The sequence below is a fragment of the Halomonas sp. RT37 genome, assembly GCF_040070525.1.
In the GTDB taxonomy this organism is placed as follows: Bacteria; Pseudomonadota; Gammaproteobacteria; order Pseudomonadales; family Halomonadaceae; genus Halomonas; species Halomonas litopenaei.
In genome coordinates, this window is record NZ_CP098827.1 from 3,193,846 (window position 1) to 3,219,573 (window position 25,728).

22 protein-coding genes are annotated in these 25,728 nt (G+C 65.5%); 10 read left to right on the forward strand and 12 right to left on the reverse strand.

Translation table 11 applies throughout. The features are described from left to right. Positions 1-43: 43 nt before the first annotated feature. Positions 44-433, reverse strand: a complete 390-nt coding sequence (locus tag NFG58_RS13890; RefSeq protein WP_348826760.1) for an MAPEG family protein — start codon at positions 431-433, stop codon at positions 44-46. 125 nt (positions 434-558) lie between these two features. Here NFG58_RS13890 and NFG58_RS13895 point away from each other — a divergent pair, with 125 nt between their 5' ends. Further along, complete coding sequence (locus tag NFG58_RS13895) at positions 559-1,164, forward strand: cytochrome b/b6 domain-containing protein (RefSeq protein ID WP_348826761.1); 606 nt, start codon at positions 559-561, stop codon at positions 1,162-1,164. A 96-nt stretch (positions 1,165-1,260) separates the two neighbouring features. Here NFG58_RS13895 and NFG58_RS13900 read toward each other — a convergent pair whose 3' ends face one another. The 4 genes from NFG58_RS13900 to NFG58_RS13915 all read right to left on the reverse strand — a co-directional run bounded on the left by NFG58_RS13900 (position 1,261) and on the right by NFG58_RS13915 (position 5,683). After that, a complete protein-coding gene (locus NFG58_RS13900; RefSeq protein ID WP_348826762.1) occupies positions 1,261-2,751 on the reverse strand; it encodes a sodium:solute symporter family protein in 1,491 nt (496 codons plus the stop codon). A 174-nt stretch (positions 2,752-2,925) separates the two neighbouring features. Further along, the gene (locus NFG58_RS13905; RefSeq protein ID WP_045995074.1) at positions 2,926-3,318 is read right to left on the reverse strand and encodes a RidA family protein; all 393 of its coding nucleotides are present in this window, start codon (positions 3,316-3,318) and stop codon (positions 2,926-2,928) included. Positions 3,319-3,357: 39 nt separating this feature from the next. Next, positions 3,358-4,818 (reverse strand): D-aminoacylase, encoded by a 1,461-nt coding sequence (locus tag NFG58_RS13910; RefSeq protein ID WP_348826763.1) that lies wholly within the window; start codon positions 4,816-4,818, stop codon positions 3,358-3,360. A gap of 1 nt (position 4,819) precedes the next feature. Then, a complete protein-coding gene (locus NFG58_RS13915; RefSeq protein WP_045995075.1) occupies positions 4,820-5,683 on the reverse strand; it encodes a MurR/RpiR family transcriptional regulator in 864 nt (287 codons plus the stop codon). A gap of 213 nt (positions 5,684-5,896) precedes the next feature. On the opposite strand from NFG58_RS13915, the gene NFG58_RS13920 reads away from it, so the two are divergent. Then, entirely contained in the window at positions 5,897-7,126 is a 1,230-nt protein-coding gene (locus NFG58_RS13920; protein ID WP_348826764.1) for an amino acid deaminase, read from the forward strand. Between the two features lie 202 nt (positions 7,127-7,328). Further along, entirely contained in the window at positions 7,329-8,378 is a 1,050-nt protein-coding gene (locus NFG58_RS13925; RefSeq protein ID WP_348826765.1) for a DUF2235 domain-containing protein, read from the forward strand. Between the two features lie 302 nt (positions 8,379-8,680). Here NFG58_RS13925 and NFG58_RS13930 read toward each other — a convergent pair whose 3' ends face one another. From NFG58_RS13930 to NFG58_RS13940, 3 genes are all read right to left on the reverse strand, one after another. Beyond that, complete coding sequence (locus tag NFG58_RS13930; RefSeq protein WP_348826766.1) at positions 8,681-10,171, reverse strand: CoA-acylating methylmalonate-semialdehyde dehydrogenase; 1,491 nt, start codon at positions 10,169-10,171, stop codon at positions 8,681-8,683. 93 nt (positions 10,172-10,264) lie between these two features. After that, positions 10,265-11,548 carry a Xaa-Pro peptidase family protein gene (locus NFG58_RS13935; RefSeq protein WP_124803985.1) on the reverse strand — a complete coding sequence of 428 codons (1,284 nt, stop codon included), beginning with the start codon at positions 11,546-11,548 and terminating at the stop codon, positions 10,265-10,267. Positions 11,549-11,634: 86 nt separating this feature from the next. Beyond that, entirely contained in the window at positions 11,635-12,513 is an 879-nt protein-coding gene (locus NFG58_RS13940) for a hypothetical protein (RefSeq protein WP_348826767.1), read from the reverse strand. A gap of 105 nt (positions 12,514-12,618) precedes the next feature. Here NFG58_RS13940 and NFG58_RS13945 point away from each other — a divergent pair, with 105 nt between their 5' ends. The 4 genes from NFG58_RS13945 (at position 12,619) to NFG58_RS13960 (ending at position 16,793) form a co-directional block, all read left to right on the forward strand. Continuing rightward, positions 12,619-13,500, forward strand: a complete 882-nt coding sequence (locus tag NFG58_RS13945; RefSeq protein WP_045991825.1) for a LysR substrate-binding domain-containing protein — start codon at positions 12,619-12,621, stop codon at positions 13,498-13,500. A gap of 207 nt (positions 13,501-13,707) precedes the next feature. Continuing rightward, on the forward strand, positions 13,708-13,932 hold the full coding sequence (locus tag NFG58_RS13950) for a hypothetical protein (RefSeq protein WP_222517197.1): 225 nt from the start codon (positions 13,708-13,710) through the stop codon (positions 13,930-13,932). 377 nt (positions 13,933-14,309) lie between these two features. Next, a complete protein-coding gene (locus tag NFG58_RS13955; protein WP_045991826.1) occupies positions 14,310-14,891 on the forward strand; it encodes a manganese efflux pump MntP family protein in 582 nt (193 codons plus the stop codon). 312 nt (positions 14,892-15,203) lie between these two features. Beyond that, positions 15,204-16,793, forward strand: a complete 1,590-nt coding sequence (locus NFG58_RS13960; RefSeq protein ID WP_348826768.1) for a hypothetical protein — start codon at positions 15,204-15,206, stop codon at positions 16,791-16,793. A gap of 106 nt (positions 16,794-16,899) precedes the next feature. On the opposite strand, the gene NFG58_RS13965 is transcribed toward NFG58_RS13960, so the two are convergent. After that, on the reverse strand, positions 16,900-17,067 hold the full coding sequence (locus tag NFG58_RS13965; protein WP_348826769.1) for a hypothetical protein: 168 nt from the start codon (positions 17,065-17,067) through the stop codon (positions 16,900-16,902). Positions 17,068-17,272: 205 nt separating this feature from the next. Between NFG58_RS13965 and NFG58_RS13970 the strand changes: the two genes are divergently transcribed. From NFG58_RS13970 to uxuA, 3 genes are all read left to right on the forward strand, one after another. Further along, positions 17,273-17,986: a GntR family transcriptional regulator gene (locus tag NFG58_RS13970; protein ID WP_348826770.1), complete on the forward strand. Its 714-nt coding sequence runs from the start codon at positions 17,273-17,275 to the stop codon at positions 17,984-17,986. An 87-nt stretch (positions 17,987-18,073) separates the two neighbouring features. Further along, positions 18,074-18,448 (forward strand): hypothetical protein, encoded by a 375-nt coding sequence (locus tag NFG58_RS13975; protein WP_348826771.1) that lies wholly within the window; start codon positions 18,074-18,076, stop codon positions 18,446-18,448. 25 nt (positions 18,449-18,473) lie between these two features. Beyond that, positions 18,474-19,649: a mannonate dehydratase gene (uxuA, locus tag NFG58_RS13980; protein ID WP_348826772.1), complete on the forward strand. Its 1,176-nt coding sequence runs from the start codon at positions 18,474-18,476 to the stop codon at positions 19,647-19,649. A 210-nt stretch (positions 19,650-19,859) separates the two neighbouring features. Here the strand turns inward: uxuA and NFG58_RS13985 are convergent, their stop codons facing one another. From NFG58_RS13985 to NFG58_RS13995, 3 genes are read right to left on the reverse strand one after another with little or no spacing between them, the layout of a single operon-like run. Further along, the gene (locus tag NFG58_RS13985; protein WP_222517192.1) at positions 19,860-22,370 is read right to left on the reverse strand and encodes a CoA transferase; all 2,511 of its coding nucleotides are present in this window, start codon (positions 22,368-22,370) and stop codon (positions 19,860-19,862) included. A gap of 60 nt (positions 22,371-22,430) precedes the next feature. Continuing rightward, complete coding sequence (locus NFG58_RS13990) at positions 22,431-23,993, reverse strand: BCCT family transporter (protein WP_108133289.1); 1,563 nt, start codon at positions 23,991-23,993, stop codon at positions 22,431-22,433. A 54-nt stretch (positions 23,994-24,047) separates the two neighbouring features. After that, entirely contained in the window at positions 24,048-25,718 is a 1,671-nt protein-coding gene (locus NFG58_RS13995) for a GMC family oxidoreductase N-terminal domain-containing protein (RefSeq protein ID WP_348826773.1), read from the reverse strand. Positions 25,719-25,728: the final 10 nt, after the last annotated feature.

The following is a 25,728-nucleotide window of genomic DNA, read 5'->3' on the forward strand; positions in this document are numbered from 1 at the left end:
TGCCGGCGGACAACCGCCCGCCACCGGTCTCGTTTCGGGGCGGCTACCACAGCGCCCCGATCATGATCGTCAGACACGCCAGCATGCCGATGGCGAAGACGATGGAGCGGGTCCACTGCCAGTTCAGGGCGTAGGCCAGCGGGTGGAGCAGACGTGAGGTGAGAAAGACCAGCGCCAGCACGTCGAGGCTTTCAAGCTCCACCCCGGCGCCGATGGCCACCACCGCGGTGGTGGCGTAGATGATCAGCGCCTCCCAGGCGTTGGACTGGGCCGCCTGCAGCCGCGCACCGACGCCTTCAAGACGCGCCTGCTGGGCACGCGGGTGGCGATTGTCCAGGTGGCCGAACTGGCGCACACGCCAGGCGGCGCCGATCCAGGCCAGCAGGATCGGCAGCAGGGAGGCAACAAAGAGGGTGACGAGAAAGATCGACATGGGAGGCTCCGAGGGCGAATTGCCCCCAGCATGGCACAGGGAATGGCTGACAGGCGAAGGGCCAGGCGTCAGCATGGCGGTAGTTGCCTGACACCGGGCAATACCGCATCCCCGAGGTTTCCTTCATGCCAGCGAGCCGAGCCCACGACGTCACCCACGCCCCCGATGTCCACCCTGGCCGTCATGCCGTGACCAGCCGCGCCCTGCACGCCTCGCTGGCGTTGACCATCGGTCTTCTCTACCTCACTGCCTACGGGCGCAAGTGGGTGACCACCCAGCTCGAGTCGGCCAACTGGTACCTGCTGGTGGTCCACGTCAACCTGGGGCTTTTGAGTGTGGCGCTGTCGCTCGGGCTGCTGGCGGCCCACCTGTGGCTGCCACAGCCGCCCCCCCTGGGTCTGCCACGGGTGACTCGCCTCGCCCACCGTGGCCTGCTCGCCGTGCTCCTGGCGCTGCCCGTGGCGGCCTATATCGGTACCGGCTTCGACCTCAGGGTGCTGGGCCAGTGGACACTGCCCTCGTTTCAGCGCCTGCCATTGGCGGCGTCGCTCGCAGCCTTGTTCGAAGTACCGCTGATCACCCTGATGGAGCCTTTTGGCCGCTTTCATCGGGACTGGGGCGCCGATCTGCTACTGCCCTTTTTGCTTGGTGGCCACATCACGGCGGCCCTGTTTCACCATCTGGTACTAAAGGACGGCGCCCTTGGCCGAATATGGTCGCTGCGCCGTTGAGCGATGCCCCATGCTCCTCGCCACCGCGGCAGACATGCGAAGAAGCCCGCGCAGTCACCTGCGCGGGCTTTTGTGCTTCGGCCTGGAGAGCGGTCTTCAGGCCTTGGCGGGCCCCTTGCGCAGCGGCACGTCAGGCACCGCCTCCATGCGCTCGCGCTCTTCTGTGATCAGCTCGAGTGCCTGGTCTTCGCTGAGCTCGGAAGCCGGGGTCAACAGACTGACCACAATACCGGCGGCCATGGCCAGGCCCACCGCCGGGATGCTCGGGTTGCCCCAGTAGTCACTCCAGCTCTCCACCGAGATGACCGTCAGCGAGGTGGCGGACGCCACCACCAGCGAGGCAATCGCGCCCTGCCAGTTGTAGCGCGACCAGAAGCGTCCCAGCACGCCGCACACGAACATGCCCGCCAGCACGGTCGCCACCATCTTGGTGATGTAAGCGATCACGTTGTCGGAGGTCAGGGCGAAGGCCAGCGCCAGACTGATGGTGCCGACCAGGCCGAACCGCGACAGCATGACCACGCTCTTGGCCGACGGCGCGCGGCCCTTGACCAGCACGTAGAGATCGCGGATCAGGGTGGTGACACCGGCGATGGCGTCACTGCTGGCGCTGGACATGGTCGCCGATAGACCGGCCACCAGCAGCAGCAGGCCCAGCCACAGCGGCAGCACCTCGGTGGCCAGATACGGGAAGGCGAAGTTGCTGTTTTCCAGGTCGGGGTTGAGGGCGTAGGTCGCCATGCCGATGATCGCCGGCACGATGGAGAACAGCATGTAAAGGCAGCCGGTCACCAGGAAGGAGCGGCGTACCGAGCCCACCGAGGCGCCGGAGTAGATGCGCTGGCGGAAGGACGGGGTCGCCAGCACGCCGACGGCGATCACCGTGATCAGCGACAGGGCGGGCACCAGGCCGACCTTGTCGATGGCCAGAAAGCTGGTCGCCGCGGCGTCCATGGAGGCGGTCATCTCGGAGAAGCCGCCGACCTCGACCACGGCCACCGCCGCCATCAAAAAGAAGCCGACGAACAGCACGATGGCCTGCACGGTGTCGGTCCAGACCACCGCCATATAGCCGCCGATGACGCAGTAGACACCGAAGCCCAGGGCCACCACCATCTTGGCCTGCCAGGCGGGGATATCCGCCATCCAGGCCAGATACAGGCCGCCGCCGAGGATATGGGCGCCGAGCCAGCCGATGCAGGCAACGTAGATGAACAATGCCACGACATTGCGCACCAGGCGGTTGGCCCCGACGTAGAACGACAACTCTTCGCTCATGGTCATGAAGCGGTAGCGGCGCACACCGGCGAAACACAGCGCCAGCAGCAGCACCCCGATCGAACCACCCAGACCATAGAGTGCGCCGCCCCAGCCGTTGGCGTAGCCGAAGCCCACCGCCCCCATGCTGGAACCTGTTCCCACCATGGTGGCCACGGTGGTACCGATGGTCAGGAATATCGGTACGCTGCGCCCGCCAAGGAGAAAGTCATCGCCGGTGCCGCGATCGTTCCGCGACATCCACCAGCCGAAGCCGATCATCAGGACGATGTAGACGCAAAAGGTAGCAAGGAAAAGATGACTGTTCATACAGACCTCTTATACTTGTCGTCTCGGTCGTTGCCGCGATCGAGACAGTGAACGTGAACGTGAACGTTTGCTGTGCCTGGCGTCGGGTCCTTGCCGGGATCCGGCGCCTTCCTGTCGCTACGATGCGGGCATCCCTGCCCCGGTCGAGTTGCCGCTCGACGCAATATCCCTGGTTTAAGCGCGGTCGGCGCGGTAGCAGGTCAGGTCCACCTCGACCTTGCAGTCCACCACCAGATCCTGAACGCTGCAGATGCGCGCCGGCGGGTGATCCTTGAAGTACTCGGCGAACACCTTGTTGAACGACTGGAAGTAGCGCGAGTCAGTCAGCACGGCGGTGACGTGGACCACGTCCTCGATGTCGTAGCCCGCCTCGCGGGCGATGGTCAGGGCATTCTCGAAGGCCAGTCGGCTCTGCTCGACGATGCCGCCTTCCACCACTTCTCCATCGGTCATCGGGGTCTGACCGGACACCTTCAGCCAGCCGCCGGCTTCCACAGCGCGGGAGAAGGGAAGTTTCTGGCCGCCGGTACCGACGCCGCCTTCGGCGCCATAACGCTTGATCGTCATGTCAATGTCTCCTGAAAAATACTGATGCAATAAACGTGGCTAGAGTGGCGTGGCCGCAAGGCGCACGCTTCGGCGCAACATGCGCCCGGATCGTTGGCCCGACGCCTGACCGTTGGCGTAGGCCGTCGTGCCGTTGACCAGCACCCGAAGGATGCCGCTGGCGGGCGTCTTCGGCTGGTCATAGGTGGCGCTATCTTCCAGGCGCTCGAGATCCAGAAGGACCAGATCGGCGAAGGCGCCTGGACGAATCACACCGCGGTCTTCCAGGCCAAAGGTGGCGGCGGAAAGACCGGTCATCTTGCGTACCGCCTCGGCCGGCGGCATCAGTGCCAGGTCGCGGCTGTAGTGGGCCAGCACGCGGGGAAAGGCGCCCCACAGGCGCGGGTGCGGATGCGGGTCATTGGGTAGGCCGTCGGAGCCGACCATGGTCAAGGGGTGCGCCAGCACCTGGCGCATGTCGTCCTCGCTCATGTTGTGATAGACCGCGCCGGCGGGCTGCAGGCGCCTGGCCGCGTCCATCAGTGACAGCCCCCAGTCGGCGGCGATGTCGGCCAGCGGCCGACGCGCCTGCTCCGGATGCGGCTTCGACCAGGTGATGGTGATGTCGATCTCGTCGGTGACCTGCCCCAGATCCAGGGTCGAGGAACCGGCGGTATAGGGGTAGCAGTCGCAGTGGACACGCTGGCGGCTGGCGGCCTCGGTCAACTGCGCCAGGGCCCGTGGCGCCTGGCCCCAGTTACCGGCACCGGCGCACTTCAGGTGCGAGATCACCAGCGGTGCACGGGCCTCGGCGGCGGTGGCAAAGGCCTCGTCCATCGCCTCGGCCTGTCCGGCGAACTCGTCACGCAGGTGGGTGGTGTAGATGCCGCCCGCCTCGCTGACCGCGCGCACCAGGGCACCGACCTCGGCGCTTGGCGCCTGACGGGCGTTGCGATAGGCAAGCCCGGTACTCATGCCGATGGCCCCCTCGGCCAGCGCCTGTTCCAGAGCAAGGCGCATGGCGGCGATCTCGTCATCGCGGGCCGGGCGCTCGAAGTCATCCATCACCAGTGAGCGCAGGCTGGTATGCCCCACCAGCGCCGCCACATTGACCGCCGGGCAGGCCGTCGCCACGGCATCGGCGTAGGCGGAGAAGCTGGGGTAGGCGAAATCCTCGGCGTCGCCCAGCAGGTTCATCGGATCGGGCACCTCGCTGCCGCGCAGCCTGACCGGCGAGGCGCTGATGCCGCAGTTGCCGACCACCACCGTGGTCACCCCCTGGCTCAGCTTCGGCAGCATCTCGGGGGTGCGCACCACATTGGTGTCGTCGTGGGTGTGAACGTCGATGAATCCCGGGGTCAGCACCAGCCCCTCGGCCTGCACCACCTCGCTGGCCTCGTGCCCGGCGAGATCCCCCACCGCCACGATACGATCCCCCTTGACCGCGACATCCGCGATACGAGGATCTGCGCCGGTGCCATCCAGCAGCGTGGCGCGACGAATCAAGAGGTCATGGTGCATGTCAGTCTCCCAGCGGCTGGCGATTGTCGCCGCCGCGATGGTCATCAAGTGCAATCTTCAAACGCCTGAGCTTGGTGCGTGCCTGGTCGCGATGACGCATGGCCAGCTCCAGCGCCAGCACGTCGATGGCGGCCATCAACGCATAGCGCGACGCCGAAGGGTGAAGAATGAAATCGGTCTCCCGGGCGGCGATGGGCAGCACCACGTTGGCGGCGGCGGCAAGCGGAGACCCAACGGCGGTGATGGCGATCACCTGGGCCCCGTACTGACTGGCGATCTGGGCCGACTCGACCATCTCCGGCGTATAGCCGGACACCGACAGCACCACCACTACATCCTCGGGCTCCAGGGTGGCGGCCACCATCCTCGGCAGCAGACCGTGAGGATAGGCGCTGACCGCATAGCCCAGGCGCATCAGGCGAAACTGCAGCTCCTGGCACATCACGCTGGAGCCACCACCACTGCCGAAGGTCAGGATCTGGCGGGCATTGTCGAGTCGCTCTACCGCGCCTTCGATATCGGCCTCGAACAGCAACTCGCGGTTGAGCGCCAGGGTCTGGGCGGCAACGTCGTAGACGATGCTCGATCCCCGGGCGGGATCGGCGTCCTCGATAAAGCGACGACCGGCGGCCAGGGCACGGGTCAGGCGCAGCTTGAGGTCACGCACGTTGTCGCAGTCCACCGAGCGGGCGAAGCGGGTCACGGTGGCGTCACTGACGCCTGATCGCCGGGCGATCTCGCTGATGCTGGCCTCTGCCACGAAGTCGATGTCGTCGAAGATCAGCTCCGCCACCTTGCGCTCCGACTCGCTCAGGGAGCGAACCACCGCGGTGATGCGCGACAGGATATCGATCTGTTGACTCACGGCTTGCCTCCCTCCGTTGCGACGTTGCCAGATCACGAAGCCTGTCCAGGGCCCTCGTCATCTGCGGTATCCTTACGCTATGTTAGTTTCTAACAACCATCCACCGTTTTTTGAAAATTTCCGACAATGGTCGTAGTCAGATCAATCTTCGAACATTGCCAATCGTCCGGCGCGGCGTAACATGAGCCGCGTTCCGCCTTCAGGAGAACTTCCATGGCCCACTCCCCCTCTTCTTCCTCCTTCGATGCCAAGGGCTGCCACAAGGGCACCCTGGAAACCGGCGACCGGCTGCTGGCCGACGTCAGCCTGCCGGCGGCGGTGATCCACCAGGCGCCGCTCGCCCACAATCTGGCATGGATGCAGGACTTCGCCCGCCGCCACGGCGCCGAGCTTGCGCCCCACGGCAAGACCACCATGACCCCGGCGCTGTTCCGGCGGCAGCTCGAGGCCGGCGCCTGGGGCATCACCCTGGCCACCCTGCCCCAGTGCCGCGCCGCCTTCGCCGAGGGCGCCCAGCGACTACTGGTGGCCAACCAGATGGTCGGTCAGGCCAACATGGCCATCGCCGCCGACCTGATCCGTGCCGGCGCCGAGCTCTATGTCACCGTCGACAGCGCCGAGAACCTGGACCAATTAGGCGCCTTTTTCGGGGCGGCCGGCATCTCCCTGAATATCCTGATCGAGGTAGGCGTCGAAGGGGGAAGGTGCGGACTTCGCGATGATGACGAGGTAATGGCGCTGGCGCGCCGGGCGGCTACCCTGCCCGGCATAGCCCTGGCGGGTCTGGAGGGGTATGAGGGCGTAGTCCATGGCGACGATCCGGTGGCCGGTATCCGTCGCTACGCCCAGCGCCTGGTCGACGGCGTCAAGCGACTGGCCGACGAAGGCCTGGTCGAGCGCGACAAGCCCATCGTCACAGCCTCGGGTTCAGCCTGGTACGACCTGATCGCCGAAGAGTTCCGCGACGGTGGACTCGAAGGCCGCTTCACCCCGGTGCTGCGCCCGGGCTGCTACGTGGTCCACGACCACGGCATCTACCGCGAGGCCCAGGCCGGCGTGCTGTCCCGGCGCCAGGACCTGCACCAGGGGCTTGAGCCGGCGCTGGAGGTGTTCGCCCAGGTGCAGTCGCTGCCCGAGCCGGGGCTGGCCATCGTGGCACTGGGCAAGCGCGATATCGGCTTCGACCTGGCGCCCGAGGTGCTCAGGCGCTATCGCGAAGGCGGACAGGCCAGCGAGCGTCTGTCGGTGGAAGGTTGGCAGGTGGTCAAGCAGATGGACCAGCACACCTTTATCCAGTTGCCCGACAGCGCTCGCGACGTGCGCATCGGTGACGTCCTGGCCTTCGGCGCCTCACATCCCTGCATGACCTTCGACAAGTGGCGCCAGCTCCATCTGGTCGATGACGCGCTCAGGGTCGTCGATACCTGGGCGACGCGCTTCTAGACATTCTGACAAGCGAACGACCAAGGGGGGGGCGGAGGCCATCCACCCGCCCCGCTCCTGCAATCTTTGCCGCAGCGCTGACGGCACGACCGATCGACGCCCTTCGCCTCTGCGCTCAATTTTCTGGCCACGCCCCCGACATACACTGACAGCGACCACCGGGCATCGCTCGGATCAAGAGGGCTGACAGCAAGGGAAGCCGATGGCCAAGAATGTCGCGCTGTTCTTCGATGGCACCTGGCAAGTGCCGGACATGGACCTGGAAGACGGTGACACCAACACCAACGTCAGCCGGCTCTACCAGGCGGTGGCCGACAATCCCATGGCCGAGGGCGGCACCGTCAAGCGCTACTACCATGGCGTCGGCAGTGACCTGCACTGGTACGACCGCCTGGTGGCAGGCGCCACCGGACTCGGGCTATCGGAAATTCTGGTCGAGGCGTACGTCGAGCTGGTCGAACTGTTGCGCCCGGACGACCGGCTGTTTCTGTTCGGCTTCAGCCGAGGCGCCTACACCGCGCGCAGCCTGAGCGGGATGCTTCACACCAGCGGTCTGCTGCACCCCGAACACCGGCAGTTGGCGGGACGCGCCTACGCGCTTTACCGCGATCGAAGGCGTGGCCCGCAATCCGCCGAGGCTCGACGCTTCGCCTCGCGCTACGCCTGGGTACCGGAGATCCACATGATCGGTGTGTGGGACACCGTGGGCAGCCTGGGGATTCCACTCAGGAGCTTTGCCGCCTTCAACCGCCGCCGGTTCGAGTTCCATGACACCCGCCTGAGCCCGCTGGTGCGCCACGCCTACCAGGCGCTGGCGATCGACGAGCATCGCAAGGCCTTCGCCCCCACCCTGTGGTCACCGCAGACCACCACCGCCACCCTCGAGCAGGTATGGTTTCCCGGCGCCCACTCCAACGTCGGCGGCGGCTACCGGGACCGCGTGCTGTCGGACGTCAGCCTGGACTGGATGATGGGCCGCGCCTGCGATCAGGGGCTGCCGCTGCTGCCTGACAGTCGCCCCTTGCTTGGTTCACCACCGCGCGAGGACGACATCGTCGACTCCTACCAGAGGTTTCTTTCGCGCCTCTATCGACTGATCTCGCCCCGGCGCTATCTGCGGCGCATCGGCTTTGCCTCCTTCGGCAACGAGACGCTGCACCCGAGCGTCGCCACCCGTCGTCTTGCCCTGCCCGGCTATCGCCCCGCCAACCCTATCCACCCGCGTCTTGCGGCGACGCCGCCATCCACTTAGGGCTTGTCTGAAAAGTGCCTGCGCTCGGTAATACGGCGTTAAAAATCGGATCAACATGCTCATTTACACCCCGTAAACTGCGCTTTCTCACCGATTTTTGCCTTGTCTAACCTTCGCTCGTCGACTTTTCGGACAGCGCCTAGACACTGACAGCCCCCGAGTGATGGCGCGAGCGCCTGCCACGGATACGACAACGCCCACTCGCAAGGAGTGGGCGTTCGCGGTGGCCTGAGGCGCTCTCCCTCGTCGGGGGGCCGAGGCCGGCGCTGCGCTTGCAGGACGAGTCTGGCCTCGAGAGCGCGCTAGTTCGAGGGGAAGTTGAACTGCGCGCTTTCACTGTCCTGGCTCCTCGGCCAGCGCTGGGAGATGGCCTTGCGCCGGGTGTAGAAGCGCACGGCGTCGGGGCCATAGGCATGCAGATCGCCGAACAGCGACTCCTTCCAGCCGCCGAAGCTGTGGAAGGCCACCGGTACAGGCAGCGGTACGTTGATGCCGACCATGCCGACCTCGATGGCGTCGGCGAAGCGACGCGCGGCCTCGCCATCCCGGGTGAACACGCAGGTGCCGTTGCCATACTGGTGGGCGTTGATCAGCGCAATGGCCTCATCGAAGCTGGCGACACGCACGACGCACAGCACCGGTCCGAAGATCTCGTCGCGATAGACGCTCATCTCGGGCGTGACCCGGTCGAGCAGGCTCGCACCGAGGAAGTAGCCCGGTGACGACGCGACCAGCGGATGCTCGCGCCCATCCACCACCAGCTCGGCCCCGGCGTCGACGCCCTGCTGGAGATAGCCCGCCACCTTGTCACGGTGCCCGGCGTTGACCAGCGCGCCCATATCCAGGCCGCGCTCGGTGCCGGCACCGATCTTGAGTTCCCGGGCCTCCTGCGAAAGCCGTTCGACCAGGGCATCGGCGGTGTCATCGCCGACACACACCGCCACGCTGATCGCCATGCAGCGCTCACCGGCGCTGCCGTAGGCGGCCCCGATCAGGGTGCTGGCGGCGTTGTCCAGATCGGCATCGGGCAGTACCACGGCGTGGTTCTTGGCGCCACCGAGCGCCTGCACGCGCTTGCCATTCTCGGCGCCACGCTGGTAGATCGCCTTGGCCACCGGGGTCGAGCCGACGAAGGACACCGCCTTCACATCCGGCGCATCGATCAGCGCCTCGACCACCTCCCGGTCGCCGTGGACCACGCTGAACAGGCCGTCGGGCAGACCGGCTTCGGTGAGCAGCTCGGCCATCTTGAGCGCCGCCGACGGCACCTGCTCGGAGGGCTTGAGAATAAAGGCGTTGCCGCAGGCCAGCGCCATCGGATACATCCACAGCGGCACCATGGCCGGGAAGTTGAACGGCGTGATCCCGGCCACGATGCCCAGCGGCTGATGATTGGACCAGGTGTCGATGGCCGGCCCGGCGTTGTGGGAGTACTCGCCCTTGAGCAGCTCCGGCACGCCGCAGGCGTACTCGACGTTCTCGATACCGCGCTTGAGTTCGCCCATGGCGTCTTCAAGCACCTTGCCGTGCTCTTCGCTGACCAGCGCGCAGATCTCGTCGGCGTCACGCTCGAGCAGCGCCTTGAAGCGGTACATCACCTGGGCGCGCTTGGCCGGCGGCGTGTCGCGCCAGGCCGGCTGGGCGCGGCGGGCCGCCTCGATGGCACTCTCGACGGTAGCAGCGTCCCCCAGGGCGACACGACCGACCGGCTCGGCGGTGGCCGGGTTGATGACATCCAGATGGCGCTGCGACGGCTGTGACTCACCGCCGATCCAATGATTCACGTCTTTCATCAAAACTCTCGATATGACTTTCTGAAAAGGCGTCAGCGCCGGGCGGCCATCTCGCATGGGGCCCGGCGCAGCATGGTACACAGATGATGCGGCTCAGAACTGGCGGTCGAGCAGCGCCTCGTCGAAGGGATAGCGGGACAGCTTTTCCACACCGCTGTCGGTGATCAGCACTTCTTCTTCCAGCTTGACCCCGTCGGCGGCACCCACCTCGCCGATGTAGCTCTCCACGGACACCACCATGCCGGGTTCGAGAACGCCATCCTTGGAGAAGCGATCGAAGTCCATATGGTGAGCGACCAGCGGGGTTTCACCGTGCATGCCGACGCCGTGGATGATGGAGGGATAGCGACGGTCGAGGAAGCGCTCGGGGATCTTCCAGGCCTGCTCGGCGATCTCGCGATAGCTCATGCCCGGCTGCAAGATGCCCATGTTGTGGTGCACCTGGTCGTAGGCCATGCGATACAGCTCCTTCTGGTAGGCGCTGGGGCGATTCGGGCCGACGTGGAAGGTACGCGAGAAGTCCGAATAGTAGCCGTGACAACCGATGGTATCGGTGTCCAGCGCCACCAGCTCGCCCGGACGAATGACCCGGTCACTGGCCTCATTGAACCAGGGATTGGTGCGCGGGCCGGACGACAGCAGACGGGTCTCGATGAACTCTCCGCCCTGGCGGATGACGTTGCCGTACATGATCGCGAACAGCTCGTTCTCGGTGATGCCCGGCTTGATCGCCGCCTCGACCTCGGCCACCGCAGCCTCGCTGCCGGCCATGGACTGGGCCAGACAGGCGATCTCCTCGGGGGTCTTGATGCGCCGGCAGTGCAGCGTGTCCTGCATGCAGTCGAAGACCTCGAGGCCCTGGGCCTCGAGTGAGCGCGCCAGGTTGAGCGCACAGCGATCCAGCCCGATCTTGCGGTTGCCGCGTCCGTGCTCTTCGATCAGTTCGGCGATCTCCACACCGAAGGGGTCCGAAGAGAGGTTGTCGCGCTGGTTGACGGCGGACCACACCACCTTGGAGGTGCGCGATTCATCGATGGTCTCGAGCCAGGTAGAGACGTGGGCGCTGCCCGGGTACTCGAACAGGATCACCGGCCCTTCCAGGGGCACATAGATGTAGCGGGTCGAGTTGCGCAGGAAGTAGCCGAACATGTTGCGCGAACCGGTGGCATAGCGCTGGTTGTTGGGGTCGAACAGCACCATGGCGGCGTAGCCTTGCTCCGCCATCGTCGCGCGCAGCCGCGCCAGGCGCCCGGCGCGCAGCTGCCTGGGATCGAAGGCGGTGGGGATGCTGTCGCCGTTGGCCATCGGCGCAGAGGGCACGACCGGAATATGGTCCGGCTCGTTGTCGGTCAGGTTGTCGAAATCGACGATGCTCATGTCAGGGTCCTGTTCGAATATGGCGGGGTCGCAAGGGGCACAGGCCGAGCCTCTACGTGCTCGGCTTCGATGTCATCGGCGTGGGCTCAGTCGGCCAGCGAATCGCTGCGATTCATGCCTTCCTTCAACAGGGTCTCGTGAATCGGCGCCATGCGCCCGAAGATGCGCTGGGCACGCTCGGGGCGACCGATGAAGCCGGGTTCCTTGGCGTAGGCGAAGATCACGGTGTGACGCTCCTTCTGGCCTTCCACCGGCGTCACCCGGTGCAGCGAATAGCGGCCGAAGAACACCTGCAGGTCACCCGGTTGAAGGTCCAGCGCCTTGAGCCGCGAACGATCACCGTCCAGCACCTGCTCGACCTCGTTGAAGTTCTCACCCTCGGGGCTGCGGATGCCCGGGGCATACTCGAACCGGCCACCGCCGTGGGACTGGCGGGTCATCATGGTGACGATGAACTCGTTGGTGTCGTAGTGCCAGGGATGCTGGCAGCCCTCTCTCAGCACGTTGACCACCAGGTCCGCCAATGGGTCGGCGTACTGGTGAATCTCTTCCATGCCCACCACGGTGGCGATAAAGCGCTGGAAGTCCGGGTGCTGGTAGACCTGGCGAATGATGGTGTCTTCGCCGATGCGATCGCCGGCGACAAAACCGTTGGTGCGATCGTCGAAGCGATTGAGCGGATGGCGGGCCGGGCGCTCGGGATCGCCGGCATTGTTGTAGGGGTTGGTCTCGGTCTGGTTGTAGTGCGCCTCGGGCGACAGCCGCTCGGTCTCGCGCTCCAGCCGCGCCAATGCCTCCTCGGGGACAAAGTTCTTGAGTACCACACAGCCATCGTCGGCCAGCTGTTCGTGACAGCGCTGGATCAGCGCCCGTCCGGACTTGCCGTCCAGGTCATGAATCGGGTAGTGCTCAAGGTCGATCAGACCGTCCAGCGAGGAAGTGGTGGGCGCATCGGTGGCCTGCATGAGGAACTCCTGCCTGTCTCAAGTGATGTTGGACAGGATAGAGAGCGCCTCTTCATAATAGAAATGAATGGTTGAGATATCACTTATTTCAAAGGCTCATCGATTATGGATACCGACCTGCTCCGCGCCTTCGTCACCGTGGCCGAGTGCCAGGGCTTCAGCGCCGCCGGCCGCGTGCTGCACCGCACCCAGTCCGCCGTCAGCCTGCAGATCAAGCGACTGGAGGACCAGATGCACAAGTCGCTGTTCGAGCGCACCAGCCGCAGCGTGCTGCTGACGTCCGACGGTGAACGGCTGCTGCCCTATGCGCGACACATGCTGACGCTGGAGGACGAGGCCAGGGCGGCACTCGGCGACCGCCAGCACGGCGAGAAGATTCGTATCGGCACCTCCGAGGAACAGGCCAGCGCCTACCTGCCGGAACTGCTGCCCCGGTTCGCCGAGGCCTATCCGCATACCCGCATCGAGGTCATCTGTGGCATCAGTGCCGACCTGGTGGACAGCTTCCAGCAGGGCCTGCTCGACGTGGTCCTGTCGATCCGCCACGGACCGACGCAATCGGGCCAGTTGCTCGGCTGGGAACCCATGGTGTGGGTCGCGGCAGAAGATGCCGATCCTACCCGTGGCAGCCGACTGCCCCTGGCACTGAATCCCGAAGGCTGCATCTTTCGCGCCCACGCCCTCGCCGCCCTGGGGCGTCAGGAACGCGCCTGGGAACTGCGTTACTCGAGCCAGTCCCCCACCGGCATCAACCTGCCGGTCCAGGCGGGGCTCGCGATCACCGTCAAGACACCCCGCAGCGTACCGGCGGGCTGTCGGATTCTCGGCGAGGAGCAGGGCCTGCCGGCGCTCGGCCAGGTGGAAATCGAGATGCACCGGCGCCCCGGACATGCGAGCGACGCCTTCAACACCTTCTGCCAACAGCTCGAGGAGGTCGTCACCCACAACGACGCAGTCGCCGTGCCCGAGTTTCAGGACCAGGCCTAAGCCTGGCTCGACCGCGTGTCGGTCGAATGCCTGAGTCGCAATATCATGATCGTGACGGATTAATGGTTTGATTACCTCGTCATTACAGGCGAACTACCCCCTGATCCCTATATCGCCACAAGGAGAGATACGCCACACTTCAATAACCAGGATTCTCCGATGGTCTCGCCTGCCCGGCGGTGCCCTTGTCCTGGTCCGGAGATGACAGTGACCACGCCATTTGACGACTCCCTCGAACCTCGGGCTTCCCAGTTTTCATCGGTTGGAATGGATGGAATGGAGCTCCTTGAACAGGAACTCGAACACCTCAGAGCTCGGCATCTAAAGCTTCGCGAAGAGGTCGCAGCCATTCGCCACTATGCCGGCGACAACCTGCCCGCCAAGGCCGGCCTCGTCATCGTAAAGATGCTGGAAGACGCCTTGAAATCCTGACCGTCTTCTCTTCCCGAGAACCAACATTCTTGCCGCTGCCAATGCATCTTCTTGCTCGTTTATCGGGGAAAGGGCCTCGACGACCTTGCCGCTTTGTCGCGCCTCGGGATTACCCGCCAGCGGGCAATAGTGCGCCTCTGGCCTCTCCTTTTCTTGCCGCTGCCATAAGGTATAGTCACGGCTATATGTCTTTGTTTTGGCTTAAACTTGCAGCCTTGGTAAAGAGTTGCATCTGTCAGCCTGCGCGCTAATATCGCCATGCAAATTCGCTATCGTGTCCATAGCCAATGCCCGGAATATCGGTCGTAACGCTGCGCACGAGGCTCTTTCAGCGACATCACGTATTTTCAACAGGCAACCGCCGGATTCGCACCTTCATGACGCCCACTTCGACCCTGCTTCTCGCCTTCTCGCTATCTTCCGATGCCTTTGCCGCCTCGGTCAGCAAGGGTGCCTGCGTGCGTCGGCTGCGTTTCGTGGTGGCCCTGCAGACCGGCCTGCTGTTTGGTCTGGTGGAAGCCACGACGCCAATTATCGGCTGGCTGCTCGGCACCAGCGCCTATGACACCATTGCCCACTGGGATCACTGGATCATCTTCTTCCTGCTGCTCGCCCTGGGCGGCAAGATGATCCACAGTGGCCTCGCTCCCGCCCCCAAGGACTGCGCCAGCTGCGATTGCGGCACGACCAGCGATCGCACCCGCTGGTGGCTGATCATCGCCACCGCGATCACCACCAGCCTGGACGCCATGGCGGTGGGCGTAGGTCTGGCGTTCATGAACGCCAACATCTGGGTGACGGCACTGGCGATCGGTGGCGCCACCACCCTGATGGCGACCCTGGGCATGCTGCTGGGACGCCGGCTCGGCAAGACGGTGGGGCCGCGTGCCGAGATCCTCGGGGGGCTGGTCTTGATCGCCATCGGCGCCACCACCCTGTATCACCACCTGCTCGCCTGATCCTCTTGCCCGGTCGACCCTGTCGCGATCCCGGGCAGGTTAACTGCCAATGACTCGCTCCTAGCGCTCATCCATGCCGGCAACACGCCTGCTCTAGCAAAGTTCGTCCACGATCTCGCCCGTTTTGTCGATAGTCTGGTGCACTATTGCCGGTATCAGACGGCTGGACACCTCATGATCCTCAAGCCCAGCGCACAGGCGGCTCGATTGCCACGATGGATAGCGGTAACCGTTCTGGCCGTTCTGCTGACCGGCTGCGCTGAGCACTCCCCTTTCTCGCCAGCAGCATCCGCCACCAGACCAGCCACCGAGATGACGTCAGCCCCCCTTGCGGGTCACGGCTTCCAGTCGTCGGTACAGATCGTTCAGCGTGATCAGATTTCCGGCGACCGACAGCACCTTTCGGCCAGCCCGGCGCTGCCCAGCGCCTCCCGTTCCGCCGAGCTGGTGGCCGGGGGGATCGGACGGATGACCGCCAACCAGCTCACGACTCAAGGAACCGCCGTGGCCCGTGCTGTCGGTGCCAACGGATGGGCCAGCGCTACTGAGTCCGCCCTGGCAAGCACCGGGGCCTACCTTGAGGGACCACTGGGGGGATCTCTGGAAGCGGTTGAGGGTGTGCTCGACAGCGTCGCTGCTCTGCCGTTACTGCATCGCTTCGATGACCGGCTGCAGCGGGTGCTGTCACTGGACCGCTATCGACGTCGCCTGACCAGCACGCTGGGCATCGGCCAGCAGGAACTCGATCTCGAGGAGCCATGGGGTGATCTTGAGCAGTCACTGACCACCCGAGTGGCTAGCGCTATCCAGCTCGGCCTGGAACCGATCCTGATCACCTCCGACTCCTTGCTGTGGCCAAGCCTGGCGGCGGACCTGATCGTCGCCGGAGGCGATGCGCTGTCAGACGTCAGCGCCACCACCGGCAACGCCCTGGTCGACGCCTCCGCCAGTGGGCTGAGTCGTGCCGGCCAGTGGGTCGCCCTGGCCGGTCAGGTGCTGGGAGGCCAGCGTGATGAGACCAGCCTGCAAGGGGTGGCGGCGCGCACGGCGCTGCGCCATGGCGGGATCAGCCACAGCGGCATCCCCCGGCTGGATGAGCAGGCCGTCGTCGGACTGGTCGAGAGTATCGGAAACGATGAGCGCAGCACGCTCACGGCAGCGGCGGACCTGGGCCGAGGCAGCCTGAGTCAGATGCTGGCCACCGAGGCGGTGGGCCTGACCGGTGAGTTCGGCGTCATGGTCACGCGTCCCGGCGACATGCTCGACGACCGGGTGACACTCGCCCTGGCCCCGGCCCAGCAACTGGGCGACATGTCGGCCAATCTGTCATCGCTGGTAGGCGACACTCGCACCACCCTTGAGGAGGTCGGACGGCTGGTCGATGCCGGCCAGGACCTGTCCGGGCGTTTGCAGGGTCTGGTGCTGGCGGACAGCCTGGACAGTGGTGTCACGACCCTTGGGCGCGTCGATCAGGGCCTCGACAGGACCGGCAACCGGCTGCTGCCCCTGGCCGACACCCTGGTCGAGGGGCTGGCGCAGGCCGATACCCGCATCGAGACGCTGGCTGATCGCTTGGGAGGCACGCTTGACCCCGTCACCAGCGCCCAGCAGGACGGCGTCAACCGCCTGGCGGACGCCGTGGTGCAGGCGCCGATGTCCAGTCGCCCGTTAAGCGAACTGGGAGACGCCGTGGTCGCACTGGGCGACGGCATGCGCCTTGCGCCGATCGCCGCCGGGCTCGACTGGATGATGGTGGTGCCGGTACCCGGGCGCGAAGGCCCGCTCGCAGGCGACACACCTGCCGACTCGTCCACCGCCGGCACAGACACCGACCAGAGTCCCGGCCACCCCACCGTCGACGGCCACGCCCTCGCCGGCTCCCGCGCTGACCATATGCCCTGAGAAGCCGTTGCCCTTCCAGCATCATCACAGCGCCGCCGGCGTGCAAGGGTCACCCTCTCCACCAGGACGACCCCGGCTATTGAGGCGCTGCCTATTGCCGTGCTGCCTATGCCAAATCTCCCCAGGGCGAATGGGCCAGAGCGCTGGCCGGCGTCGGCGCCAGCGGCAGCGGCAGCGGCAGCGGCAGCGGCAGCGGCAGCAGGGTCGCCTGGAAGGCGTGATAGATGTCCGCCGAGCCGGCGTCGATGATCGTCCTTGCGCAACACACAGTCATCCGGTGCAGCGAAGTTGACGGAGTGCGGCATGGCGCCCCCGGGGTGACGATGATGGTGGCGAGGCGAGACCAAAGTGCTACACGCCCAGGCCGGACAGCACCTACTAGCTATGCTAGCATGACTACCATACAAGCCATACCAGACCGGAACTCAAAGGCTCAACAGTACAAGAGCTAAAAAGCTCAACGACAGGTAGGTGCCCCCATGCTGACCCCCGCAATCGCTGAACTCTGGGAACAGGATGCTACCGGAGGATCGGTGCGTCAGCGGCTCTACCGCGTGCTTAGACTCGCCATCATCCGGATGCAGTTCGCCCCTGGCCAGGCACTGTCCGAGAAGGAGATTTCCGACGCCTTCTCGGTCAGCCGACAGCCGGTACGCGAAGCCTTTATCCGCCTGTCCGAGGCAGGCCTGGTCGACGTTCGACCACAACGCGGCACCTACGTCGTGGGCATCTCGCAGAAGTCGGTGCGTGAAGCGCGCTTCGTCAGGGAGGCGGTCGAAACCGCCGTCAGCGCCTCCGCCGCCAGGCAAGGGCTCGCCGACAAGGTGATCTACGAGCTGCGGGATCTGATCGAGCGACAGGTTCGCTGCGCCAGCAGCGGCCAGTATGACCAGTTCTTCATCCTCGACGAGGACTTCCACCGCGTGTTCGCCCTTGGCGCCGGACACGAGACCGCCTGGCGCGTCATCGAAGAGGTCAAGGCACAGCTCGACCGGGTGCGCTACCTCAGCGTGCCTGACACCACGCCCTTCGAAAAGCTGGTCCAGCAGCACGCCGACATTGTCGATGCCATCGAACAGAGAGACGAAGACAAGGCCCGCCAAGCCATGCTGATGCATCAAAGCGAGATCCTGATCTCCCTGCCCCAGATGGTGCAGCGCTTTTCGCCGATCTTCGAGGACACCAACGGCTGATAGTTATCTAACCGGCAGACGTCTCTCATGGGCAAGGGCCACCCGCCCCCTGCCCTGCGGCCATCACCGTTCCGCCCTGTGACAATATTGAGCACAACGGCAAACGCACCTGCAAGGCCATCGATCACCTTCATCGCCCCGCGCACAGCGAGCGAACTGGCAGACTGGACCAGCGACCAGGTCGACTGCACCGCACCGGGGCTGGCCGCCTGGGTACGCTACACCTCCGGCGTCTCGCTCGACGACCGACGACATGAGGTGAGTGACCCGCTGGCATCGCGCTTCATCGAGCTGCATGAACGTCACTGCGATGACCCTGAAGCGCTGGTGGCGGCCTTTCTGGCCCAGCAAGACATCGTCCCTGCGGCCCTGGCAGCACAGCAGGGATTTGCCGATGCTGTCACCGATGGCTACCGCCGACTGATCAATACCGGGCTTGCGGCGTCACTGAGCACCCTCTAGCCGGACCCGAGAAAAGGAGATTTCCATGCAACACACCTGGCGCTGGTTCGGCCCCAAGGACCCGATCCGACTCGAGGAGATTCGCCAGACCGGCGCGACCGGCATCGTCACCGCGCTGCACGAGGTGCCCAACGATGAGGTCTGGTCCCGGCAGGCCATCGCCGAGCGCAAGCAGATGATCGAGGACGCTGGCCTCGAATGGTCGGTGGTGGAGAGCGTGCCGGTGCACGAGGCGATCAAGAAAGGACTGCCCGAGCGCAACGCCCTGATCACCCGCTACTGCGACACCCTGCGCAACCTGGCGGCCTGCGGCATCGATACCGTGTGCTACAACTTCATGCCGGTGCTCGACTGGACCCGCACCGACCTGCGCTGGGCGATGCCGGATGGCGCCCTGGCGCTGCGCTTTGACCAGACAGCCTTTGCCGCCTTCGACCTGTACCTGCTCGCCAGACCAGGCGCCGAGAACGAGTACAGCGACGACGAGAAGACCGAAGCCAGGAGCTACCTCGATAGCCTGGACGCCGAAGCCCGCCAGTCACTGGTCGATACCCTGATCGCCGGCCTGCCCGGCGCCGAAGAGCACTACACCCTGGAGCGCTTTCGCGAGGTACTGGCCGGATACGCCGAGATAGACGCCGCGCGCCTGCGCGAGCACCTCGGCTACTTTCTGAAAGCGGTCATCCCGGTCGCCGAAGAACTCGGCATCAAGATGGCGATCCACCCCGATGACCCGCCCCGGCCGCTGCTCGGCCTGCCCCGGGTGGTCTCGACGGCGGCGGACGCCGAGTGGATCCTTGCGGCCGTCGACAGCCCCGCCAATGGCCTGACGCTGTGCACCGGGTCCTACGGCGTGCTCGCCGCCAATGACCTGGCCGCCATGGTTCAGCGCTTTGGTCCCAGCATCCACTTCGTGCATCTGCGCTCGACCCGGCGCGAGTCCCCCGACCCTCGCTCCTTCCACGAGGCGCCGCACCTGGACGGTGACGTCGACATGGTCGCGGTCATCAGCGCGCTGGTCGCCGAGGAACGCCGTCGCGAGCGCGAAGGCGGCCGACGCTTACCGCTGCGCCCCGACCACGGCCACCACATTCTCGACGATCAGCACCGCGCCACCGCCCCGGGCTACCCGCTGTACGGCAGGCTGCGCGGCCTGGCCGAGCTGCGTGGCGTCGAGACCGCGGTACGCCAGCTCACCTGACGCCCTGGCGTTCTACCAGCCGCTGCGCTGGCGGCGCTCGCCGCAATCGGCATCCGTCGCAGTGGCTGTGGCCCTTCACAACGAAAACGACCAGGCGGGGAGGCGCATTCCCCGCCTGGTCGGCTCAGGACACCTTCAGCCCGCCTGGTCGGCTCAGAACACCTTCAGCCCACCTGGTCGGCTCAGCGCCAAACCCTGCGCAGAGCACCCCTAGGTCGGCAGATACTCCTCGCTCCAGCTCTCCGACACGACGCCTTCGGCGATCAACCGATCGATCTCCTCTGGGCTGTGCCCCAGCTCTTCGAGCACCTGACGGCTCGAGCTGCCGTACTTCTCCGACGGCGCCAGCGGATAGATGCGACCTCGCTTGGGACGGATGGCGTACGGATCGAGCTGCGTGATGACGTGACCGCTGGGGTGCTCGTCGTAGACGGTGAAGGAGTAGCTGCCACGATCGATGCCCGGGGTGTTGTCCCAGCGCCGCGAGTTGTAGGAGCGCAGGGCCTCGATGTTCTCGCACACCGCCGCGGCGATGCCCGCCTTCTGCAGCCGTTCCACCCAGTCGGTGGCCACCGCATTGATAAAGCGAGGTGCCAGATAGGCCGCCCGCTCCTCCGGCGGAACATCGACCACCCCTTCGATCCCCGGCACCTGGGCGAACTTGTGCAGGTCCCGCTCGTAGGCGCTGATCAGCACCACCCCGTCGGCGGTGAAATAGAAGCGTGACAGATCGTCGTAGCCGTTGAGTTCACGGCCCGAGGGCTCGTCGAACAGGCCGCGCCGCTCGTAGTCGTAGCAGAACGGCATCTGGGCCAGGCCACTGAGCGCCGACAGCGAGGTCTTGACCCGGCTGACCCGGCGGGTACGCAGCTTCTGGTACAGGGCGGTGGCGACACCAAGAGAGGCACCGAAGCCGCACATCACGTCGATGGTGCCGACGTGGGCGTGCTCTTCTGGCGTGTCCATGCTGCCCCCGAAGCGCAGCATGATGCCGGTGGTGGCCTGCACCAGGTCGTCGTAGCCCAGGTAGTTGGTCCGGGGGCCCGGCTTGACCCCGCTGAAGCAGTCGAGCTGGCAGAAGATCGCCTCGGGATTGATGCGCTGCATTTCCGCCTCGGTCAGCCCCATCCGCTCCACCTGCCTGTCGGTGGCATTCCACACAACCACGTCGCTCTGGCGGATCAGCTCGTCGAGGATTTCACGCCCCCGAGGCACCTGGATATCGGTCAGCAAGGAGCGCTTGGAGCGCATATGCGACAGGCCGAAGATGACCGTGTTCCAGCAGTCGTAGAACGGCTTGGCGGGGTCCACCTTGATGATGTCGGCGCCGAAGCGTGCCAAAAAGGCCACCGAGTGGGGACCGGCGATGACGTTGCACAGATCCAGCACCTTGACGCCTTCGAGCCAACCGTCCTTGGCGTTGCGCGCACGAACCCGTGGCAGCTTGGTCTCGATGCGATGCAGCACTGCCAGCGCCTGGTCGAACGACACCCAGCGGCGCGGCGTCGGGGTGAGCATCTCGTGGCCGCTGTCGTGCAGCCAGACCATCGGGCCGGGCTGGGTCATCAAACCGAATTCGGGATCATCCACTTCGATCATCAGCCCGGCGGTCTCGGCGTGGTCGTCGTGGATCCACTCCTGCAGCCAGCGCTGCGGCGCGCCGGGGAACTTGCCACGGCCGAAGATCTTCTCCCACTCCTTGGAGGTGCGGGTCAGGAAGACCTCCTTCATACGCGCGGCGATATGATCCGCCCACCGCTTGGGCAGCGGGTAGACGCCAAGTGACACGTCACTCTGCCACTGGCTGGTGGGCGCATAGGTGTCGGGCTCTTCCACCAGCCCTTCTTCCACAAGTTCATCGTAGAGACCGAGCACCTTGAGGCAACGCTTGGCGTGCTCCTTGTGACTCGGGCAGACCACGTAGAACATGCGCCCGTCCTTGCACTTGTAGCTGCGATAGAAGGGGTCGAGCAGTTCCTGCAGTTCGTCGTAGTCCAGGTTCATCGGCGCGCCTTCGATGCGGCGACGCTCGATCTCCTTTTCGCGCTGGGTCTTGTAGCGCTCCGGCAGGCCCTCGATCTTGATCGAGTTGTAGCAGAGGCCTTCCATCAGGGCGCAGGCGATGGGCACTTCGATCTCGTCGCCGAGGCCGGTACGCTCACGCGCCTGCAGCGCCAGGGTGACGGCGGTGGCCGCCAGCATGGTGCCGTAGGCCGAGCCCAGCGGCAGCGGCGAGAACGACGGATTGATGCCCATCAGCACCCGGTTGAGCCCCATGTCGGTAAACACCCCCGAGTGGGCGGCGATGACGCTCTCGAAGGCCCGCCAGTCTCGGCGCAGCTCGTCGTTGGAGGCAAAGCCCGGCATCGACAGGGTGATCAGCTCCGGACGCTCTTCGCGCAGCGCGCTGAAGTCGATGCCCAGGCGCTGCATGACGCCGGGCCGGAAGCTTTCGATCACGATATCGGCCTCCTCGATCAGCGCCAGCGCCTGTTCGAGGCCCTCTTCAGTCTTGAGGTCGATCGTCACGATCAGCTTGTTGCGCTGCAAGGTGGCGTTGGCCGGCGACTCCCACATGGGCCCCGTGGGCGGGTCCACGTGAATGACCGTGGCGCCCAGGTCGGCGAGGATCATCGCCACCGCAGGGCCGGCCATGTACTGACCGAAGTCGATGACCTTGACGTCCTTGAGCGGCAGTTGGGAATGGGGATTCGGTGACATCGGGGTCTTCCTGTAGAGCAAGGGTGGCAACGTGAGGAGGCCGAAGCCTCCCCGGTGACGTCAGTGTTTGCCGTCTTCGATGACCAGGTGGGGTTCAAGGACCTTCTTGGCGAAGTCCTGGCGCAGCCAGCGCACCAGTGACCATGCCAGGATCGCCAGCACGGGAATCATCGGCAGCGCCACCACGATGGTGGAGGTCTGCACCGGCTTGAGCCCGCCAAGCTGGATCAGCGCTACCCCGACGCCGGCGATCAGAAACGCCCAGATCAGGCGGATCTTGCGCTGCGGTTCCTGATAGCCAGACAACTTGCGCGAGGTCACCGACGCCAGCACGTAGGCGGAGCTGTCCAGGGTCGTCGCCAGGAAGATGAAGCACAGCAGCACGAACAGGGTGGTGATCACGCCGGACATCGGCAGGGTGCCGAGGATCGCCTCGACCGCGGCGGGGATGCCTTCGGCCGAAAGAATGGCTGCCACGTCCAGGGTGCCGGAGATCTGCAGGTCCAGCGCATAGCCGCCCCACACCGCGAAGAACACCCAGCAGCCCAGGGAACCGAACACCATTTCGGCGATGATCAGCTCACGGATGGTGCGACCACGCGAGATGCGGGCGACGAACAGGCCCATCATCGGGGCGTAAGCGATCCACCAGGCCCAGTAGAACACCGTCCAGTCGCGCCAGAAGCTGGAGTCCCCCACCGGGTCGGTCCACATGCTCATGGGCACGAAGTTGGAGACCATCTTGCCGAGGCTGTTGACCCAGCCCTCCACCATGAACAGGGTGTCGCCCACCACCAGGGTGAACACCAGCAGTACTCCCGCCAGCAGCACGTTGATGTCCGACAGGATCTTGATGCCCTTGGCCAGGCCGAACCACACACTGGCGGAGAAGATGGCGGTCCAGATCAGCAGCACCGCGATATCCAGCATGAATGACGGTGACACCCCGAGCAGTCCGCTCAGCAGTTGCGATACCAGCGGCACCGCCAGCCCCAGCGAGGTACCGACGCCACCGACGATGCCGAACACCACCACCGCATCGAGAAGCGCGCCCCACCAGCCGTCGGCATGACGCCCCAGCACCCCGCGGGCGGCCACGGACAGCCTGACGCCCGGGCGGTTGTGGACGAACATGGAGTAGGCGATCGGGATGGCCGGCAGGCAATAGAAGGCCCAGGGCGTGAATCCCCAGTGGAACTGACCGTAGGTCAAGGCCCACTCGGCTGCTTCCTGTGAGCTCGGCTCGACGCCGAAGGGAGGCCCGGTGAAATAGTAGATGGGTTCGACCCAGGCCCAGTTGACGATGGCGATGCCGATACCACCGGCAAAGATCATCGCCACCCAGCTGAAGTAGGAGAACTCCGGCTTGTCATCGGGGCCGCCGAGCCGCACGTTGCCGTAGCGACTGATGGCCAGGCCCACCAGAAAGACCACCACGGCGATGCCGGCGAGCAGATACAGCCAGCCGAATCGCCCGGTGGCAAAGGCAAAGGCCGCATTGACCAGTGCGGCCCCCGACTCCGGGAACACGATGATGGGCAGGATCAGGCCTGCGATGACCAGCACGGCGGGTACGAAGACCCGCAGGTCGAGCCGATCGGAATGGGACTCTGGCGCGTTCATCAGGGATACCTTTATCGTTTGTTGTTGTCACGCTTGCTGCGCAGGACGCCGGCGTCAGCCGGCGGCCTCGAGCATCCAGCCCGCCGCTCGCTCGGCGATCATCAAGGTCGGCGAGTTGGTATTGCCGCTGGTGATGGTCGGCATGACGCCGGCGTCCGCCACGCGCAGGCCCTGGATGCCCCTCACCCGCAGGCGTGAGTCGACCACCGCCATGGGATCGTCGGGCTGCCCCATCCGGGTGGTTCCGACCGGGTGGAAGATGGTGGTGCCGATGTCACCGGCCAGCCGCCACAGCTCTTCATCGGTCTGGTACTGGACGCCGGGCTTGACCTCCTCCGGTTCGTACCTGGCGAACGCCTTCTGCTCGGCGATCCTGCGGGTGACGCGCAGCGAGTCCGCCGCGACCCGCCGGTCCTCGTCGGTGCTCAGGTAGTTGGGGGCGATGGACGGCGCCTGGGCCGGATCGGCGCTCTGAATCCTGACGCTGCCGCGGCTGGTCGGATTCAGGTTGCAGACGCTGGCGGTGACCGCCGGATAGGGATGCAGCGGCTGGCCGAAGGCCTCCAGACTCAGGGGCTGGACGTGGTACTGGATGTTGGGGTGCTCGTGCTCGTCGCTGCTGCGGGTGAAGATACCGAGCTGAGACGGCGCCATGCTCATCGGGCCTGTGCGCTTGAACACGTATTCCAGACCGATGCCGGCCTTGCCCCACAGGGTGCTGGCCATGGTGTTGAGGGTCTTGGCGCCCTTGACCTTGTACACCGAACGAATCTGCAGATGGTCCTGCAGGTTCTCGCCGACCCCCGGCAGTTCGTGGACGACGTCGATGCCGTGCTGCTTGAGCAGCTCACCAGGCCCGATACCGGAGAGCTGCAGGATCTGGGGTGAGCCGATGGCGCCAGCGGACAGCACCACCTCACGGCGCGCCCTGGCCAGCTGGGTGGTGCCCTCGCGCTTGACCTCGACCCCTTCACAGCGCTTCTCGCCGTCGGGCTCGCCGCCGGCGACGATCAGCCGGTTGACCTGGGTGGAATGCCACAGCGTCAGGTTCGGCCGCTTGAGCGCCGGGCGCAGGAACGCCTTGGCGGTGTTCCAGCGCCAGCCGGAGCGCTGATTGACCTCGAAGTAGTCGACGCCCTCGTTGCTGCCACGGTTGAAGTCCTTGGTCCGAGGGATACCCGCCTGGACCGCCGCCTCGGCGAAGTCGTCCAGCACCTCCCACTTGAGCCGTTGCTTCTCGATGCGCCACTCGCCGCCGTGACCGTGAAAGTCCCGGTGGGCGGCGTCGGCGTCGCCGCCCTCGTCCAGACGATAGTGATCCTCGTGCTGGATGAAGGCCGGCAGGCAGTGCTCCCAGCGCCATTGGTCGTCACCGGTGACCTCGGCCCAGTGGTTGTAGTCCCGGGCCTGGCCGCGCATGTAGATCATGCCGTTGATGCTGGAGCAGCCGCCGAGGGTCTTGCCGCGCGGGTAGAGCAGCGAGCGCCCGTTGAGGCCCGCGTCCGGATCGGTGCGAAAGCGCCAGTCGGTGCGTGGGTTGTCGATGCAGTACAGGTAGCCCACCGGCACGTGGATCCAGTGGTAGTTGTCGCGACCACCGGCTTCGATCAGCAGCACCCGGTTGTTGGGGTCGGCGCTCAAGCGATTGGCCAGCAGGCACCCGGCGGTGCCTGCTCCGACCACGATGTAGTCAAACTCGCTGTCGTATTGTTGTGCGGTTGTCATCGCAGATCCC

Coding starts and splice junctions, on each gene's coding strand:
- NFG58_RS13890 (WP_348826760.1), bottom strand. CDS start 433: ATGTCGATCTTTCTCGTCACCCTCTTTGTTGCCTCCCTGCTGCCGATC.
- NFG58_RS13895 (WP_348826761.1), top strand. CDS start 559: ATGCCAGCGAGCCGAGCCCACGACGTCACCCACGCCCCCGATGTCCAC.
- NFG58_RS13900 (WP_348826762.1), bottom strand. CDS start 2,751: ATGAACAGTCATCTTTTCCTTGCTACCTTTTGCGTCTACATCGTCCTG.
- NFG58_RS13905 (WP_045995074.1), bottom strand. CDS start 3,318: ATGACGATCAAGCGTTATGGCGCCGAAGGCGGCGTCGGTACCGGCGGC.
- NFG58_RS13910 (WP_348826763.1), bottom strand. CDS start 4,818: ATGCACCATGACCTCTTGATTCGTCGCGCCACGCTGCTGGATGGCACC.
- NFG58_RS13920 (WP_348826764.1), top strand. CDS start 5,897: ATGGCCCACTCCCCCTCTTCTTCCTCCTTCGATGCCAAGGGCTGCCAC.
- NFG58_RS13925 (WP_348826765.1), top strand. CDS start 7,329: ATGGCCAAGAATGTCGCGCTGTTCTTCGATGGCACCTGGCAAGTGCCG.
- NFG58_RS13930 (WP_348826766.1), bottom strand. CDS start 10,171: ATGAAAGACGTGAATCATTGGATCGGCGGTGAGTCACAGCCGTCGCAG.
- NFG58_RS13935 (WP_124803985.1), bottom strand. CDS start 11,548: ATGAGCATCGTCGATTTCGACAACCTGACCGACAACGAGCCGGACCAT.
- NFG58_RS13940 (WP_348826767.1), bottom strand. CDS start 12,513: ATGCAGGCCACCGATGCGCCCACCACTTCCTCGCTGGACGGTCTGATC.
- NFG58_RS13945 (WP_045991825.1), top strand. CDS start 12,619: ATGGATACCGACCTGCTCCGCGCCTTCGTCACCGTGGCCGAGTGCCAG.
- NFG58_RS13955 (WP_045991826.1), top strand. CDS start 14,310: ATGACGCCCACTTCGACCCTGCTTCTCGCCTTCTCGCTATCTTCCGAT.
- NFG58_RS13960 (WP_348826768.1), top strand. CDS start 15,204: ATGACGTCAGCCCCCCTTGCGGGTCACGGCTTCCAGTCGTCGGTACAG.
- NFG58_RS13965 (WP_348826769.1), bottom strand. CDS start 17,067: ATGACTGTGTGTTGCGCAAGGACGATCATCGACGCCGGCTCGGCGGAC.
- NFG58_RS13970 (WP_348826770.1), top strand. CDS start 17,273: ATGCTGACCCCCGCAATCGCTGAACTCTGGGAACAGGATGCTACCGGA.
- uxuA (WP_348826772.1), top strand. CDS start 18,474: ATGCAACACACCTGGCGCTGGTTCGGCCCCAAGGACCCGATCCGACTC.
- NFG58_RS13985 (WP_222517192.1), bottom strand. CDS start 22,370: ATGTCACCGAATCCCCATTCCCAACTGCCGCTCAAGGACGTCAAGGTC.
- NFG58_RS13990 (WP_108133289.1), bottom strand. CDS start 23,993: ATGAACGCGCCAGAGTCCCATTCCGATCGGCTCGACCTGCGGGTCTTC.
- NFG58_RS13995 (WP_348826773.1), bottom strand. CDS start 25,718: ATGACAACCGCACAACAATACGACAGCGAGTTTGACTACATCGTGGTC.